Raw genomic sequence first — 15,979 nt, forward strand, 5'->3', positions numbered from 1 at the left:
TCCAACCCAACCCAAAGGCCGCCTCCCTCCCCGGAGGCGGCCTTCCCATCACCCCACTCCTCCACCCACCCCACCCAGCCCATCCCAAACCCCAACCCACCAACCCCCACGCCACCCCAAGGCCGCCTCTGTCCCCGGAAGCGACTACCCCAGCCCCACCCAGCCCCTCTCAAACCCCAACTCACCAACCCCCACGCCACCCCCAAGGCCGCCTCTGTCCCCGGAGGCGGCCTTCGCATCCACCCCAACCCTCCATCCACCGCTCCCAGCCCATCTCAAATCCCGACCCACCAACTCGCACGCCACCCCGAGGCCGCTTCCCTCCCCGGAAGCGACCTCCCCATCCACTCCACCCAGCCCCTCTCAAACCCCAACCCACCAACCCCAAGGTCACCTCTGTCCCCGGAGGCGGCCTTCACATCCACCCCAAACCCCCCACCCACCCATCTCAAACCCAACCCAACTCCCCACCCACCTCACCCCAGTCCTGCCCCCTCATCTCGCGACCGCCCGACTGGCCCCTACGAGCAACCAGCCGACCACCCCAAGAATCGCCACCCCACCCCACCGACCCGCCAAGGCGCCACCCCAACCCGGTGCACGGTTGTGGACAGGCCGCGCCCCGGGTTCCAGCACGAAGCACCTGTCCACAACCGTGCGGCGGAACGCCGTGCCCAGCCCTGCCGGCGCAACCGCCCCGGCGTTCCGATGCAGCCGGGAACCCCTGCCAGGCCCCACCGCCGCCGCACCTACCAACCGGACCACAACCCGCCGGCCCGACCCGGCAACTCACGTCCCCGAACTGGCAACTCGCATACCAGAGCCAGCAACTCGGGTGCTGGGGGCCGAGAACTCGGGTGCCGGAGCCGAGAACTCGGGTGCTGGCACCGGCGACTCGGGCGCCGGAATCGACGACTCGCCGACCCGGAGCCGGCGGCTGGGGTGTCGGAATCGGCGACTCGCCGACCCGGAGCCGGTGGCTCGGGTGCCTGGGCCGGCCGTTCGCTGGGCTGGAGTGAGTCGCTTGCCGTGCTGGGGTTGTTGTTTGGCCGTGCGGTCAGCCGAAGTGTTGTGGGCGGCCGACGTCCGGCTTGCGGTAGTCGCAGACCCCGGTCGGGAAGATCTGCTCGAGTCGGGTCAGTTCCGCCGCGCTCGGTCGCCACCAGCCGTACACGCCGCGCGCCATTGCGATCCGGACGGGCTGCAGGGCGCACTTGTAGTGTTGCTCGTCGAATGGTGCACCGGCCACGGTTCGCGACGTGCCGTGGATGGGGAAGCGCTGGGTGCACGGGCCGGCGGGGCGACCGTCGATGATGCCGTGCCAGGCGTCGGGGCCGCTGTGCAGCAGGGTGCCGTCGGTGGCGAAACAGCTGTCCACCGCGCGCGCCGGCTTGTTGCCGACCACGCCCCGCCACGGGTGCTCGCGGATGTTGGTCAGCCACTCGTCCATCACGGCAAGGGCCAGCGGTGTCTGGTCGAATGCCCGGGCGGGCCGGGCGTCGGTGAACCACACCACCTGGTTGGCGAAGCTGTGCTGCCGGTCCAGCATGCGCTGCCGGGAAGCGAACGACTGCCGGGCGTTGTGCATGTCCAGCTCGCCGTCGAGGTAGTGCCGCCAGTCGATGATCGGGATGTCGATCCGCCCGTCGAACACCAGCCCGGACCGGTACGCCGCCCGCATCGCCTCCACGTTGCCAGCAGTGCGCGGTGCCACGCCGTTCGCGTCCGGCGCGGTGATGTTGCGGGCGCTCCACACGTCGATGTCGGCGGGGCAGGCCGCGCTGATGAACGGGCAGCCCTCCTGCACCGCGAGCTCCGGCGACTTCCACCCGCCGACCGTGGCGTTGAGGTCGAGGAACTCCGCCGGCGTCAAACCACGATCGAGCAGCGCCCGCAGCCCGTACTGCACGCCCACGTTGTCCCAGGTGGACCGGGCGAACCCGGTGGCCGGATCGCGCCCGTAGACGTTCACCGCGTCGTTCCAGTGCGTCCACTCCACCCGGGCCTGCTGCTCCGGCGTGATCCCGGGTGCGGTGCCGAACTTCGGGTTGAGCACCAGTGGCGAGAGCCCGCGCCATCCCTTGACGCACTCGGTCGAACCGGGCGCGGCCAGCCAGGGCGTGAGCGGCTGGTACTGGTTGGCCACGGTGTCCGAGGACGCCAGCCCCTCCAACTGCGTGCGGTTGGACCAGATCCGCCATTTCGAGTTCGGATCGGCGCGCGCCTGCAGGTCCATCCAGCGCTCGAGCAGCTCGCAGTCGCCGACGTGGATGGTCTGGGTGACCATGTCCGGGTACGAGTGCTGCGGCACCGCGCCGTCCAGCAGCCCCGCATGGTTCTGCCCGTAGACGTACTGCTGGATGCCGCCACCGGAGCCGCCGAGACCCACGGTGTACTCGGGGTCGGCGTACTCGGTGACGAACCGGGACTTCACCATCAGCGCGGTTTCGCCGCCGAGCACGAGGTTGTAGTGCGTGTTGGTCTTGGTTCCGGTGGACCACGCGATGGCGTAGCCCGCCCCGAGCCCGTGCACGTAACGGGATTCGCTCTGGTTGTTCGACCCCTGGTAGTGCCCGATCGCCACGCCGCCGCCGAAATAGTAGATCAGCTTGCGGTTCCAGTGCGGCAACGAGGAAGGCCCGGACACGGTCGGGTCGAGCACCGCGATCGTGTAGATGAACCGGTTGATCGTCCCGCGCTCCCACCGGATCACGAAGTCGACGCCGGTCGGCGTCTGCGCGAGGTCCGCCGGTCGCGGCGCGGCGGGATCGAACGGCCGCCAGCCGCCCGCGGTGGACAGGTAGTAGTGCCCCACCCGGGTCGCCAGCGCGCAGTCCGAATCCAGGAACGGTCCGGCGAGGTCGAACCCGGCCAGGTGCGCGGGCGTCGAGCAGAAGAAGTCGGGCTGTTTCGGTCCGGAGAACATCGGCCCGCTGATCGGATGGTTGACCAGCGTCACCGTCGCGCGGTCCGGGCGCCACCGTCCCGGCACCCGCGCGGCGACCGTGCTCGACCCGAGCGGGAGATCACGCAGCACCCCCTCGAGCGCGTGCGGCGCCCGGTCGTCCGGCCCGAACGAGTCGCTGACGTCGCGCCCGTTCACGGTCACGGCCACGTCGTCCAGCGCCACCGAACGCGGCACGACCACCCGCACCCGCGCCGCGCCCCCGCTCACATACCGCGCCGGCCCGGAGAGCACCTCCAGCCGCAGGTCACCGCCATGCCAGCCGTCCGGCTCGGCCACCGCGGGCGCGCCGGGGACGAGAAGTCCCACCACCGCCAGGACCGCGACCACACCATTCCGGCGACCCATGCGATCCTCCCGGACCTCGTCGTCCACCCCAGGCACCGCAACGGTAGGGTGCGACCTCGGCAGCGTCAATATGTCCACAATGGACGGGGGCGTCATGGCGGTGTTCGCGGTGACCACGGGCAAGGGTCCCAACTGGGAGCACTCGAAGGGGATTCGCGAGCAGGCCGGCTGGGACGAGCACGCGGCATTCGCCGACGGTCTGGTGGACCGCGGCGTGGTGCTCATCGGCGGTCCGATCGGCGGCCGGAACCAGGATGACGTGGCGCTGCTCGCCGTGCGGTGTGCCGACGAGGCCGAACTGCGCGCGGTGTTCGCGGCCGATCCCTGGGCCGCGAGCGGCGTGCTCCGGATCAAGGAGGTCCGGTCCTGGACGCTGTGGCTGGACGGCCGCCAGGCCCGGTGATCAGGGCCGCGCGTGGTACGAAGGGCGGGTGGAGCCCTACGCCGGAGTGGTGGCGATCGTGGCGCGCATTCCGCTGGACGTCGCCAGCCGGGAACTGACCGGCGCGCTGCGCGCCGAGGTGGCCGCGCTGAACCGGCTACCCGAGGCATCGCAGGAGGACATCGTCGTCGGGCTGCGCCGCAACCTGCGCCGGTGGTGGCGTTGGCTGTCCACCGGTGAGCCGCCGCCGGACGAGGACTTCGGCCCGCTGCGCGACTGGGCCCGGGACCGGGCCAGCGAGGGTGTGCGGCTGGAGGATCTGTTGCGTGCCTTCGGGGTCGGTCGTCAGGTGGGCTGGGAGCTGATCCGGCGGCACGCGCGGGCGGACGAGACCGGTGCGCTGGTCGACGCGGCCGATCTGCTGATGCGGTACGTGGACCGGGTCGCCGCCGACGTCACCGACACCTACCTGGCCGAGCGGGACGCGCTGGTGTCCGAGGAGGAGCGGCACACCAGGGATCTGCTGGACGCGATCACCGCCGGGGCACCGCTCGACCAACACGCACTCGAACTGGCCGAGCGGCTCGGCGTTCCGGTCCGGGCGGCCTATGCGCCGTTCGCGGTGGTGCTTCCCGGTCAGCCGCTGCGCCGGCACGCGGCGCTGGCGGCGCGGCTGCGGCGGCGCGGCTGGCGGCTGACTGTGACCGACGGCCCGCGCACCGTCGGCCTCGCCGACCGGCCGGTCACGCTGGCCGACGTGGCGCAGGGCCCGGGCATCCTGCTGGCCACGGCGGATCCGGTGCCGCTGGCCGAGATCGCCGAACTGCGCGAGGACGTCGCGGCGCTGGCCGAGCACGGCCGCCGGGCGGGACTGCACGGCCGGATCACGGTGACCGAGCACCTGATGGAGATCATCATGTACCGGGCGCCGAACCAGGCGGACCGGCTGCGCGCCAGGGTCGTCGACCCGCTGGCCGACCCGGAGCATCACGAGCTGCTGGACACGTTGCGGGCCTACGTGGCCAACGACTTCGACCGCTCGGCCACCGGTGAGCGGCTGCACGTGCACCGGAACACGGTCGGCTACCGGCTGCGGAAGATCGAGGAGCTGACCGGGCTGGACCTGACCAGCGCCCGGGATCTCGCCGAGGTCTACCTGGCGGTCGGCCTGCGTTAACCGTTGTGCGGGTGCACAGCCGAACCGGCCCAGGTTCGTCCGGCCGCCATTGAACGGCCTGCGGCGGCGCAATAGCGTCACGGTCATGCGAGGGCGCGACAGGGTGGTTCGCCGGATTGCCACGACGATCGTCATCGGGTTGGCGGTCACGACCGCCCCGGCCGCCGCCGCGACCGGTGCTCCCGGCCGGCCCGGGTGCTCGGACGCCCGGTTCTCCTGGCTGGCGGGTTTCGACGATCCCGCGACGCCGGACGAACTGGACCGGGTGGGCGTGCTCAGGGTGGGATCATCCTGGGCCCGCAACGTGCTCGTGCTCAGCCCCGGTACCTCGGCCGGCGCGGGTTACTTCCGGCCGCTGGCCGAGGACATCGTGCGGCGGACCCGGTGCACCTGGCAGGTGTGGTCGGTGGAGCGCCGGGAGAACCGGCTCGAGGACCACACCGTGCTCGACGCGGTGAAGCGCGGAACCGTTACCCAGCAACAGTTCTTCGACTACTACCTGGGCTGGGCGACCAACCCGGCGATCACGGACCATTTCGTGCCGGTACCCGACGCCGCGGTCGGGTTCGCCCGCGGGTGGGGGATGAACGTCGAGATCGAGGATCTGCACCGGGTGGTCCGGGCGGCCGGCGCGCACGGTCGGCGCGTGGTGCTCGGCGGGCACTCGCTCGGCGGCTCGATCACCACCGCGTACGCCACCTGGGACTTCAACGGTCGCCCCGGTGCCCGGGAGCTGTCCGGCCTGGTCTACATCGACGGCGGCAGCAACCCGACCCCGATATCTCCCGAGCAGGCGACCCAGGCGCTGCAGAGTCTGACGAACGGTACGCCGTGGCTCGCGTTCGGCGGCATCCCGACACCGTTCCTCGGCCTGTTCTCGATGACCGGCTCGACATCGACGGTCACCGCCCCGAACGAACGCTCACTGGCCCAGGACTTCCCACTGCTGCCACCCAACCTGAAGCCCCCGGTGCCGGCCACCAACGAGGCCCAGTTCGGCTTCTCGGTCGACACCGACACGGCACCGCCGAACCTGCGGGCCGCACACGTGCACGCCGGCCAACTGGCCGCGGCCGGCGATCCGCGCGGCTGGGACCCGGCCGGCGACATCACCCCGATCCAGCGCTACGCCAGGATGCTGTCCGGCACCGGTCTGTCCGGTGTGGACGGAAGCGCCTGGTACCACCCGCTCCGGCTGACCATCGACGCCGGTGCCGTCGCGGCCGGAAACCCCAACCCGGCACAGCAGATCCTCGACGTCAAAGCCACCCACGGCGCCGATCTGGGGCGCCACCTCCCGATCTACGCCTTCGGCGCCGCCCTCGGCGGCCAGGGTGTGCTCGACGCCGCGCGCGCCCTGGCCGGCCAGTCCGGCATCCCCGACCGCCGGCTCACCCTGGTCGACCGCGCCGGCACCTACGCCCACAACGACCCCAACTCCGCCGCCCCGCACAACGAGTTCCTGGACACCCTGATCCCCTTCCTCACCCGAACCGGCCACTGACCGGCCGGACGAGGAATGCACCGGCTGGACCTCAGCTGATGCGGAACGTGGCCCGTGCCCGTTCGATCCGGTCGCGGCCCGGCTGGGACACGACCAGCCGGCCGTTTCCGTCGTGGGCGAGGAACATGCGGGCGTCGGTGGTCAGCCGCAGGGACACCGCCGAGCGGTCGGCAAGGCCGGGTTCGCGGACGAAGCTGGTGTCCAGCCCGTAGCGGTCGTTGTCCTCGAACGGATCGATGCGCGGCACGTCACCGGTCGGCACCCGCACGTGCCGGTCCGGGAAGTTCACCGACCGCAGTGAAACCGTTCGGGCGCCGAGGTTTCCGGGTACGAATCGGAACTGGGAGTCGCCCAGCTCGCGCACGTTTCCCTCGAACCGAAGCCGGAACTCGAAGTGTCGCAGCACGAGTGCCGGACTGTCCACGGGGGACAGCCGGCTAATCGGTCCGCCCTTGCCGACCGGAACACCGAAGCTGGGGGTACCGTCCTCGTTCCAGTGCAGCTGCTGCACCCGGGTGTGCCGGTTTGGGTCGAACAGCGGGTCGCCGGTGATGTCGCGGTAGTCGCGGGCGTGGTAGACGAGGACGTCGGTGCGGCCGTCCTCGGCGACGGTGAACGAGTTGTGACCCGGCCCGAACTGGCTGGTGGCGGCGTTCGTGCTGAACACCGGGTTGGCCGACTTGGTCCAGGACCGCGGGTCGAGCAGGTCGGCGTTCTCGTCGGCGGTGAGCAGACCCATGCAGTAGCGGGCGTCGGTGGCGCTCGCCGAGAACGTGACGAACACCCGGCCGTTGCGGATCAGCACGGCCGGCCCCTCGTTGACCCGGAAGCCCTGGATCTCCCAGCTCGCGGTGGGCACCGACAGCCGGGCGACCGTCCCGGTGATGGCCAGCGGTGAGGACATCTCGGCGAGGTAGAGGTTGGTGTTGGTGTCGATGCCCGGCTCGTGCTGTGCCCACAGGAAGTAGCGCCGGTCCCGGTGCGTGAACGTGGTGGCGTCCAGGGTGAACGACTCCCACGGGGTGATCATCCGCCCGCGCAGCACCCAGCCCTCGGCGCGAGGGTCGTCGTTGGCGGACTCGAGAACGTAGGTGCGGATGCGGAACGGGTCGTCGGAGTCGCCCGCGGCGAAGTACACGTACCAGTGATCGCCGATCCGGTGCAGTTCGGGTGCCCAGATGAAGCCGGCCATCGTTCCGCTGGCCGGACGCCGCCAGATGGTGCGTTCCCGGGCATCAGCCAGACCGTCCAGAGTGGACGCTCCGCGCACCACCACCCGGTCGTACTCGGGCACCGAGCCGGTCAGGTAATACATGCCGCGAACCGGACGGGTGATGAACGGGTCGGCCCGCTGCTCGACCAGCGGATTGCGGGTGGTCAGTGCCGGCGCCTGCGCCTGCCGGTCGCCGGCCGGCTCGGCCACGGCGGTGGCCGGAGCACCGGTCAGCACGCTCGCGGCCGTGACGGCACCGCCTGCGCGGAACAGGGATCGGCGGTCCAGTCCGGTCATCACGCGCTCCTCGTCCTGATCCTGATGAACGTCACCGAGTTCGGCGGGAAGGTGTGGCTGAATGCCGGGCCGACCGTCAGTTGGGACTGCCGGGGCGCGATCGGGGTGGTGAACTGGGTGTTCACGTCGTCCGGGTGGCCGGTCAGGGTGGTCACCCGGGCGGCGCGTTCGACCGGCGCCCCGCGCAGCTCGATCGCCGTGCGTGCGGCGTTGTCCTGCGCGTTGACCACCTTCACCACGATCTCGCCGGTGGCCAGATCCCGGGTGACGACCTGGCGGAACGGCTCCACCCGGCGGTTGTCGGTGAACTCGCCCCACTTCTGCCCGTCCAGGAACAGCGCCACGGTGCGGTCGCGGACCTGGATGCGCACGTCGTACTGCCGGCCGGTCTCGATCCGGGTGCCGTCCGCGATCATGATCTGCTTCCCGCCGCCGACCGCCTGCTCCACCGCGCTCTGCGTGTTGTTCCAGCCGCCCAGGTTCCACCAGTAGTAGTTGTTGGAGTCCTTGACCCCGAACCCGATCAGGAACCCCTCGCGGCCGGACAGCTTGGTGGCCTTGACGTTCAGGTCGTAATCGCGCCATGCCGGGTCGCCGGCCATCACCATGGTGTTCTCCGCGACCGCGTCGGACTGCACGTAGCCGCCGCCGCTGATCGCCCAGGCGCCGCGCCCGGCGATGTTGGTCCACTTCTCGTCGGTGCCGGAGAAGTCGTCGGCGAACAGCTGCCGGCCGTCGGCCGCGGTCACCAGCACGTCGTCATAGGCGGCCGCGGTGCCCCAGGTGGACAGCCCGACCGCACCGGAGATCGGTTCCAATGTGGACGGTGTGCGGCTCGCCGTGCTGGGCACGACATGGTCGCCGACGTTGGTCATGAACAGCTTCTGCACCTCGTAGCTCGCCGAGCCCCAGGATGCCCGGTTGTTGAACCAGATCATGTCCGGCCGCCACTGCACGTAGTCCTCGTTGGCCAGCAGCGGGGCGTAGGAGGCGAGCCGGACCACGTCCGCGTTGCGCTCCAACCCGGTCAGGTACGAGGCCTCGGCCAGCGCGTTGCGGAACCGGTTGTCCAGCGAGGCGTACTCGCCGAGGAACACCTTGGGGCCGTTGCGGTCGTAGCTGTCGTACCGCTCGTTGTTCTGCAGGAACCAGGTCGGACTGTTGTAGTAGTGCTCGTCGACCATGGCCACCCCGGCGTCCCGGTTGAGCTGCCACAGCCGGTCGAACGTGCCGCCGGTGTCGTCCGGGCCGGAGTTGCTGACCACGATGATGTCCGGGTACCTGGCGGCGATCGCGGCGCGGAACTCGGTGAACCGGACGAAGAACGCGTCCGGCAGGTTCTCCTCGTTGCCCACGGCCAGGTGGGTCAGGCCGAACGGTTGCGGGTGCCCCATCTGCGCTCGCATCCGGCCCCAGGTCGAGTCGGCCGGGCCGTTGGCGAACTCGATCAGGTCCAGCGTGTCCTGGATGTGCCGGCGCAGCAACGCCGGGTCGTCGGTGGCCCGGTTCTGGCCGCAGCCGGTGACCAGCGCGGGCACCACCGGCAGCGCCATCGCCCCGATGTCCTCGGCGAACTGGAAGTACTCGAAGTAGCCGAGCCCGTAGGACTGGTTGTAGCCCCAGAAGTTGGCGTTGGTGGCCCGCTGCTCGACCGGGCCGATGGTGTCCTTCCACTGGTAGGAGCGGCGCCGTTCCCAGTTGGGTGCCTCGTAACCTTGGTGGCTGCCGGTGTTGACCAGGCAGCCGCCCGGGAACCGCACGAACCCGGGCCGCAGCGCGGCGACCTTTTCCGCCAGGTCGCGCCGCATCCCGTTGGGCCGGCTGCGGAAGGTGTCCCGCGGGAACAACGACACCATGTCCAGCCGCAGCGTCCCGGCGCCGGCGCCGCTGACCAGGAGCCGCCCGGTGATGCTTGCCGTGCGGGCGAGCAGGGCGCCCGAGTAGCGCGCCCAGCCGTCGCCGCGCACCGCCAGCCGCAGCGGTTCGGCCAGGTTGCGGCCGGCCGGATCGGTGAGCGCGGCGGTCAGCGGGGTGCCGGCCGTGGCGTCGGTGCGCGCCCAGACCGAGAAGTCGTAGGTCTTGCCCTGTTCCACCCGGATGCCGGAGTTGTAGCCGGCGTTGATCACCCCGGCCGGCAGGCCGAGGCTCAGGTAGCGCCGGTTGCGCTCGCCCAGCCGGCCGGCATCGTCGAGGACCTCCACCCGGGTCGAGCCGGCTGCCGGGGCCCAGCCGGTCAGCGGCGTGAAGCTGGCGTTGTCGAGCCGGTCGTACTCGAACGACCGGTTCTGCACCAACTCGGCGTACAGGCCGCCGTCAGCCGCCCGGTTGATGTCCTCGAAGAAGACCCCGTACATGGTGTCGGAGATCGCCGGCCCGCTGCCCGCGACGTCCACGCTCATCGTGTACTCGGTCTCGGCAGCACTACCGGTGCCGGGCAGGCCGACGATCACGCCGGCGGCCAGCCCGACAACCAGCAGACGAATCCGAGACCGGCCAGGGAGAAACCTCATTGCGCACCTGCCGGCCGAGTTCGCTATTTCGAACAACGTTCGAGCGAGGGGTAACGCAATCGACACTAGAGGTGACGCCCGGTCCCGTCAACGGCCGCACAATGTCCACTATGGACGGAGTCAGACGCCGGTGCCGGGTACCGCGACGTCTCGGCAGAGCGCCCAGGTGCCGGCCAGGGCGACCAGGAATCCGGCCACCCCGATCGCGACCCCCACCGGCAACGAGCCGATCAGGGACAGGTCGAACCCGATCCACTTCCCCAGATAGCGGGTGTCCAGCGCGTCCTCGGTCAGCACCACCGTGGCGACGCCCACCGGGATCGTGATCAGCAGACCGGTTCCGGCCAGGCGGCGATAGCCCGCGGCGACCAACGTGCCGACCGCCGACCACACTCCGAAGATCAGGATGTACGTCGGCAGGATCTGCGTGACGAGGGCCGCGGGTTCGGTCGCGAGCGGATGCCGCAGGCCGGTGGCCGCGTACAGCGCCCACTCGAGCAGGAACCCGAGGGTGATCAGGCAGCCGAGCAGGATGGCGAACGCCACCAGGTAGACCGTGCTCCGCTGGAGGAACTCGCGCCGGGTGCTGCCGTGCGCGACGTGCAGCCGAAGGTAGCTCCCGGTCAACCAGAGTCCGGTGCCCCAGGCGAACCAGCGCGGCAACGTGGTGGCGTTGCCCCAGATGCTCTCCCCGACGGTGCCGGTCATCGAGACGACGACCGTGATGCCGACGATGAGCAGGAAGTAGCCCAGCCACAGCAGGACGGCGAAGGCGTTCGCGCCCTCCTGCGGAAAGCGGGCGATAGACCAGGTTCTGGTGTTCATCGCGATTCTCCGGCGGGTTCGGTGAGGTGCACGAACAGGTCCTGCAGGCCGATCGGTCCGAGCTCGAGGCCGGCGCGCCGGGCCCGGTCCTTGAAGGCGTCGTCGACCGGGCCGAACACCATGGCGGACTTGGTCGGCCCGAGGCTCTTCTCACCGAGCACCGTGTGCCCGGCGACCAACCGGTCCACCGCGTCCGCCGGCCCGGTCACCGCGACCCCGCGGGCGCGCAACGCATCGGCGTCCTCGTGCAGGACCAGCCGCCCGTTGTCGATGATCAGCACCCGCTCGAACAGCGGGCTCACCTCTTCGATCAGATGGGTGGAGACGATGATCGTGCGCGGGTGGGCGATGAAGTCGGTCAACAGCGTGTCGTAGAAGGCGTACCGGGTCGGGGCGTCCATGCCCAGGTGCGACTCGTCGAACATGGTGACCGGCGCCCGGCTGGCCAGCCCGAGCACCGCGCCGAGCACGGACCGCTGGCCACGCGACAGTGCGCCGATCTTCGTGCGCGCGGACAGCCGGAACCGGTCGAGCAGGGTGGCGGCGAACTCGGCATCCCAGCTGGGCCGGTGCCAGGCGGTGAAATCCAGTGCCGCGCTGATCCGGTCGGTGCTGCCGAGCGTGTCGACGTTGGTGCGGATCAGGCAGACCTGGCGGGTGATCGCCGGGTTCTCCCAGACCGGCTGGCCGTCGATCAGCACGGTGCCGGCGGATGCCTTGCGGAACGCGGCGAGCACGGACATCAGGCTGGTCTTGCCCGAGCCGTTTCGGCCGAGCAGACCGTAGATCCGGCCGCCGGAAAGGCTGAACGTGAGTCCGTCCAACGCGGTGACCGTGCCGTAGTTCAGCCGCAGGTCCGTCACCTCGATGCCCAACGTCATCGGGCCGGTCCGTTCGCGATCTCGTTGATCCGCCCGATCACCTCGGCGATCGGGATCCCGATGGCCTGCGCCTCGGCGACCATCGGCTCGACCACGTCAGTGAAGAAGGTCTTCCTGCGTTCGGCCCGCAACACGTCCCGGGCGTCCGGACTGACGAACATGCCGATGCCTCGTTTCTTGTACAGGACGCCCTCGTCCACCAGTTGCTGGAACGCCTTTGCCGCGGTGGCCGGATTGATCCGGTAGAACGCGGCGTACTGGTTGGTCGACATGACCTGCTGATCGCGCCCCAGCGAGCCGCTCAGCACGTCGGTCTTGATCCGTTCGGCGATCTGGCGGTAGATCGGGCTTCGGTCGTCGAACATGACCACCTCGGTTCGTTACTGATGTAATGAACCATAGGACCATCCGAGTGGCGCCGTCAAGCCACCGTTGGCGACAGGTGCGGTACGGTGTGTGGCACCCGCTCGGTCGGGTGGGTCAACTGGGTGGCTCCTATTGGGGGAGGTCCATTGCTGAAAGTTCGCACGGTTCTGTTAGCCGGGCTGATCGGCCTCACGCTCGTCGGGACGGGCGGCGTCGCGATCGCCCAGGAGGAGCCGACGCTGCCGCCGCCCGCGGAGTCGAGCCCGCCACCGACCGAACCGATCGGCCCCGGGATTCCGCCGACGCAGTCCCAGCCCGTCGTGGTTCCCGCGCCGGTCGATCCGCCGCCGTCGAACCCGGCCCAGGACGACGGGACCGAGAACGACGACCCGGCACCGATCCTGCCCGCCGAGCTTGCCGTCGCCAGCGTGTGCACCGGCGACGCCGGATCCGTCGAGGTCAGTGTCACCAACCCGAGCGAGCGCGGCACGGCGTACGTGGTCGACCTGCTGCGGGCCGACGGCTCGGCTGATCCGCTCCAGACCCAGAACGTCTCCCTCGAGCAGGACGAGACGAAGGTGATCAAGTTCCCGGTCGATGCCGGCGCTTACCAGGTCCGCGCCCACATCCTCGATCTGGTGACCGTCGCGGACGTGTCCGTCGACCGGTGTGCGGAGATCGGCCCGGTCGACGATCCGGTCCAGGTGTTCGTCCGCTGCGAGGACGGCGCCGGCGTGGTGACCATCCGGGTCTTCAACATCGAGGGCGACTCAAGGACTTTCACCGTCACGACCGAGGAACTCGAGTTGCCGGAAGGAGTCGAGACGGTCTTCGAGCTCGACAACCTGGAGTACCGGGTCGTCGTCGACGAGCTTCCGACCGATGACGGAACCTTCGCCGTGAAGGTCGTCGCGAACGGCGTCGACCACACCGAGTCCGTCACGGTGGACTGCACCACCCCGCCGACGACGACCACGACCACCACGACGACCACTCCGGCCGCGCAGGCCAGCGCCGGCACGGCCAACCTGGCGGACACCGGCGCGTCCGTCGGCGGGATCGCCGTGCTCGGCCTGATCGCCTTCGGCCTCGGCGGCGGGCTGTTGCTCGCGGGCCGTCGCCGTCGCACCAACTGATCGACCCCGACAGAGCCCGGCCGGGTGCACCCGGCCGGGCCTCTTTCATTGACCGGGATCCCTCAGCCGGCAGGCCATCGGCGCGAAAACTCGGTTGTCCCGCCGGTGCGCCGGTGCCCAGAATCGATGGGTGCGATCGTCACACGGGTCCGGCGTGCGCCCGAAGGTGGTGTTCACCAAGGGCGCGAACGGCGCTTACCGGTGCCATGTGCACCGGCCCGACGGCGCCGTGGTTTTCGTGCCGACTTTCGACCGCAAACATCGCGTTCCCCATGACCTGGCCCACGTCGCCACCGAGCGCGAACTGCGGATGGCCGACGGCGTGTTCGGCAGCATCATGTCCGGCGCACTCATGGGCGACATGCGGATCGTCTCCGGTCGCCGCCGTCACGACGAACGTCAGCGCTCACAGCGGATTCTCCGGGCCAACAACGCATCCCGCGCCCTTACCGTCGCCGAATCCCTCGCCGCCATGTTCCACGACGCGGTGGAGACTGGCGCCCGCGGCGACCTGCTCAGCTGGGCCCGCCGGTACTGGGGAGTCGTCCGGCAGGACCCGTTCCCCTACACCGCCGCCGAACTCGCCGCCGCTCGCCGCCTGCTCGAAGACCTGGCCACCCAATGGGCCGCACTACCGGTCGACGGCGAACTCGAAGTCCCCTGGCACCGCCCGAAACGCCCGGCCACGGACCGGTAACCTCGTTACCCGCGGGCGGCCAGCAAGGCGGTGGCCGTGGCGTCCAGTTCGGCGAACAGTGCGGTCGTCGGGGCCATGGCGGAACTGAGCGGTTCGATCAGGGCGGCCGCCTGAGGCGCCAGCACGGTGGGCGCGATCTGGTTGGTGAAGACCGGGCGTAAGCCTGTCCGGGACCAGCGTCCGGTGAGCCGCCGCACCAGGTCGAGCTGCGGACGGCAACTCAGCCCAAGGAAGTCAAGGGCCGAGGCCTGGGTCAGCTTGAGCTCGAAGGCGATGTGCGGGCTGTACACCGAAGCCTCCACCTCATCGTCGAAGTCGAAGGGTTCGAGCAGTTGCAGGCACTCCTCGGGCCGGTCGCGAAGGAGCTGCCACCACCCGTGCGCGATGGCGACGGAAACCCGGAACTCGACGCCGGTCTTGTACTCCGCGATCCGTCGGAAGCTTTCCCCGATCTGCCGATCGTCCGATCCGGTGAAGAACTGCCCGATGGTCCGCCGCCGGAGCACCGCGGCTTCGGTGATGGCTGTGGGCCGCGCTCGCAGGACATGTTCGTAGAGCCGCTCCGCCCGGGCCCAGCAGCCGATGTCCTGGTAGAGATTCGCAACGGCGAGGAGTAATGCCGCGCAGTAGTCGTCCGGGCAGTCGACGGGGTGCGCGAGCCGGTAACGCACCCGCTGCAGTGTCGCCTCAAGCAGAGCGCCATGTATCCGGTATGGCAGATAAGCCAGACACAACGACAACAGGTTCCACCCGTCCGCCTCCCGGGTGGCGAAGACATCCGGATACCGCACCGAAAGCGCGTCACCGAGGCGGGCGCACCCGAACGCCAACGCGGGACTGCCTTCGTGGAAGTGCTGGCGCGACCGGTGCAGTAGATGCTCCGCGGTCAGCGCGAACCCGAACCGGAACCCGGTCCGCTCCATGGGGCCGCTGGCTCCACGGAGCGGCCGGACGCGGTGCCGCCGGTTGAGCGGCAGCAGGTTTCCGAAGCGCATGTTGGCCGAGTTGCCGTCCAACGGCACCCACTCGATCCGACCGTCATCGACAAGCGCGCCATCGATCACGCAGCTGTTCGGCCCGTAGTAGTCCGCCAACTGCTGACCCAGGCTGCTCTTCTCCGATGCGGCGGGAGTCCGCGGCGCCGGCAGGAATGTCTGCGACGCGTGCATCTCCGTCACGACCCGACGAATACCCTGCGCGACATCGAGCCAGGCCGAATCGACATCGCTCCACAGACTCACCGGTACGATGTTCGACGGAAGCGCATGAAACCTGGCGAACGGAAGGTTCGCGAAGTCAACCGGCTTGACGATCACCGGCAGCAGCCGAACCCCATCGTCCTGATGTCGCCGCAACGCGTCCGTCAGCTCCCGTTCAAAACAGAAAATTGACGCGACAAAATCGGCGCTCACCAACAGCACGACGATATCCGCCGTATTCAGCCGGCGCTCGATGGTACTGGCCCAGTCCGCGCCGGCCTCCATCACGCGATCATGCCACAATTCGATGAGCCCCTCGCGAACCATCGGCGCAAGATGCGCCGCCAATCTGGCCCGATCACCCTCGTCCGCCCGCGCGTACGAGATGAACACACTGCACGCCGACCTCTTGAGAGCACGCGTACCCGGCCCAGTTTCCTGCCAGACAGCCGATCCGGTGCGTTCGTCACGAGTCTGAC

Annotated in this window: 12 protein-coding genes; 5 read left to right on the forward strand and 7 right to left on the reverse strand. The window is 69.8% G+C overall.

What is annotated here, in order from left to right:
• Positions 1 to 1,057: 1,057 nt before the first annotated feature.
• Entirely contained in the window at positions 1,058 to 3,313 is a 2,256-nt protein-coding gene (locus tag VFV67_RS23920; RefSeq protein ID WP_326472865.1) for a DUF6351 family protein, read from the reverse strand.
• Positions 3,314 to 3,392: 79 nt separating this feature from the next.
• On the opposite strand from VFV67_RS23920, the gene VFV67_RS23925 reads away from it, so the two are divergent.
• The 3 genes from VFV67_RS23925 (at position 3,393) to VFV67_RS23935 (ending at position 6,376) form a co-directional block, all read left to right on the forward strand.
• Entirely contained in the window at positions 3,393 to 3,716 is a 324-nt protein-coding gene (locus VFV67_RS23925; protein ID WP_326472866.1) for a YciI family protein, read from the forward strand.
• 28 nt (positions 3,717 to 3,744) lie between these two features.
• Positions 3,745 to 4,872 (forward strand): helix-turn-helix domain-containing protein, encoded by a 1,128-nt coding sequence (locus tag VFV67_RS23930; RefSeq protein ID WP_326472867.1) that lies wholly within the window; start codon positions 3,745 to 3,747, stop codon positions 4,870 to 4,872.
• 85 nt (positions 4,873 to 4,957) lie between these two features.
• Positions 4,958 to 6,376 (forward strand): hypothetical protein, encoded by a 1,419-nt coding sequence (locus VFV67_RS23935; RefSeq protein WP_326472868.1) that lies wholly within the window; start codon positions 4,958 to 4,960, stop codon positions 6,374 to 6,376.
• A gap of 31 nt (positions 6,377 to 6,407) precedes the next feature.
• Here the strand turns inward: VFV67_RS23935 and VFV67_RS23940 are convergent, their stop codons facing one another.
• The 5 genes from VFV67_RS23940 to VFV67_RS23960 all read right to left on the reverse strand — a co-directional run bounded on the left by VFV67_RS23940 (position 6,408) and on the right by VFV67_RS23960 (position 12,467).
• Positions 6,408 to 7,886 carry a family 43 glycosylhydrolase gene (locus VFV67_RS23940; protein WP_326472869.1) on the reverse strand — a complete coding sequence of 493 codons (1,479 nt, stop codon included), beginning with the start codon at positions 7,884 to 7,886 and terminating at the stop codon, positions 6,408 to 6,410.
• Positions 7,886 to 10,396 carry an alpha-L-arabinofuranosidase C-terminal domain-containing protein gene (locus VFV67_RS23945; protein ID WP_326472870.1) on the reverse strand — a complete coding sequence of 837 codons (2,511 nt, stop codon included), beginning with the start codon at positions 10,394 to 10,396 and terminating at the stop codon, positions 7,886 to 7,888. The genes VFV67_RS23940 and VFV67_RS23945 overlap by 1 nt, the downstream gene beginning before the upstream one ends.
• A 120-nt stretch (positions 10,397 to 10,516) precedes the next feature.
• Complete coding sequence (locus VFV67_RS23950; protein ID WP_326472871.1) at positions 10,517 to 11,221, reverse strand: hypothetical protein; 705 nt, start codon at positions 11,219 to 11,221, stop codon at positions 10,517 to 10,519.
• A complete protein-coding gene (locus VFV67_RS23955) occupies positions 11,218 to 12,102 on the reverse strand; it encodes an ABC transporter ATP-binding protein (protein WP_326472872.1) in 885 nt (294 codons plus the stop codon). The genes VFV67_RS23950 and VFV67_RS23955 overlap by 4 nt, the downstream gene beginning before the upstream one ends.
• Positions 12,099 to 12,467: a GntR family transcriptional regulator gene (locus VFV67_RS23960; protein WP_326472873.1), complete on the reverse strand. Its 369-nt coding sequence runs from the start codon at positions 12,465 to 12,467 to the stop codon at positions 12,099 to 12,101. Before VFV67_RS23960 ends, VFV67_RS23955 begins: the two co-directional genes overlap by 4 nt.
• Positions 12,468 to 12,614: 147 nt before the next feature.
• On the opposite strand from VFV67_RS23960, the gene VFV67_RS23965 reads away from it, so the two are divergent.
• Together VFV67_RS23965 and VFV67_RS23970 are read left to right on the forward strand one after the other, a co-directional pair.
• On the forward strand, positions 12,615 to 13,604 hold the full coding sequence (locus VFV67_RS23965; protein ID WP_326472874.1) for a hypothetical protein: 990 nt from the start codon (positions 12,615 to 12,617) through the stop codon (positions 13,602 to 13,604).
• 130 nt (positions 13,605 to 13,734) lie between these two features.
• Complete coding sequence (locus VFV67_RS23970) at positions 13,735 to 14,301, forward strand: hypothetical protein (protein ID WP_326472875.1); 567 nt, start codon at positions 13,735 to 13,737, stop codon at positions 14,299 to 14,301.
• 5 nt (positions 14,302 to 14,306) lie between these two features.
• On the opposite strand, the gene VFV67_RS23975 is transcribed toward VFV67_RS23970, so the two are convergent.
• A complete protein-coding gene (locus VFV67_RS23975; protein ID WP_326472876.1) occupies positions 14,307 to 15,893 on the reverse strand; it encodes a toll/interleukin-1 receptor domain-containing protein in 1,587 nt (528 codons plus the stop codon).
• Positions 15,894 to 15,979 lie beyond the last annotated feature (86 nt).

The organism is Actinophytocola sp. (assembly GCF_035762905.1).
In the GTDB taxonomy this organism is placed as follows: Bacteria; Actinomycetota; Actinomycetes; order Mycobacteriales; family Pseudonocardiaceae; genus DASYTH01.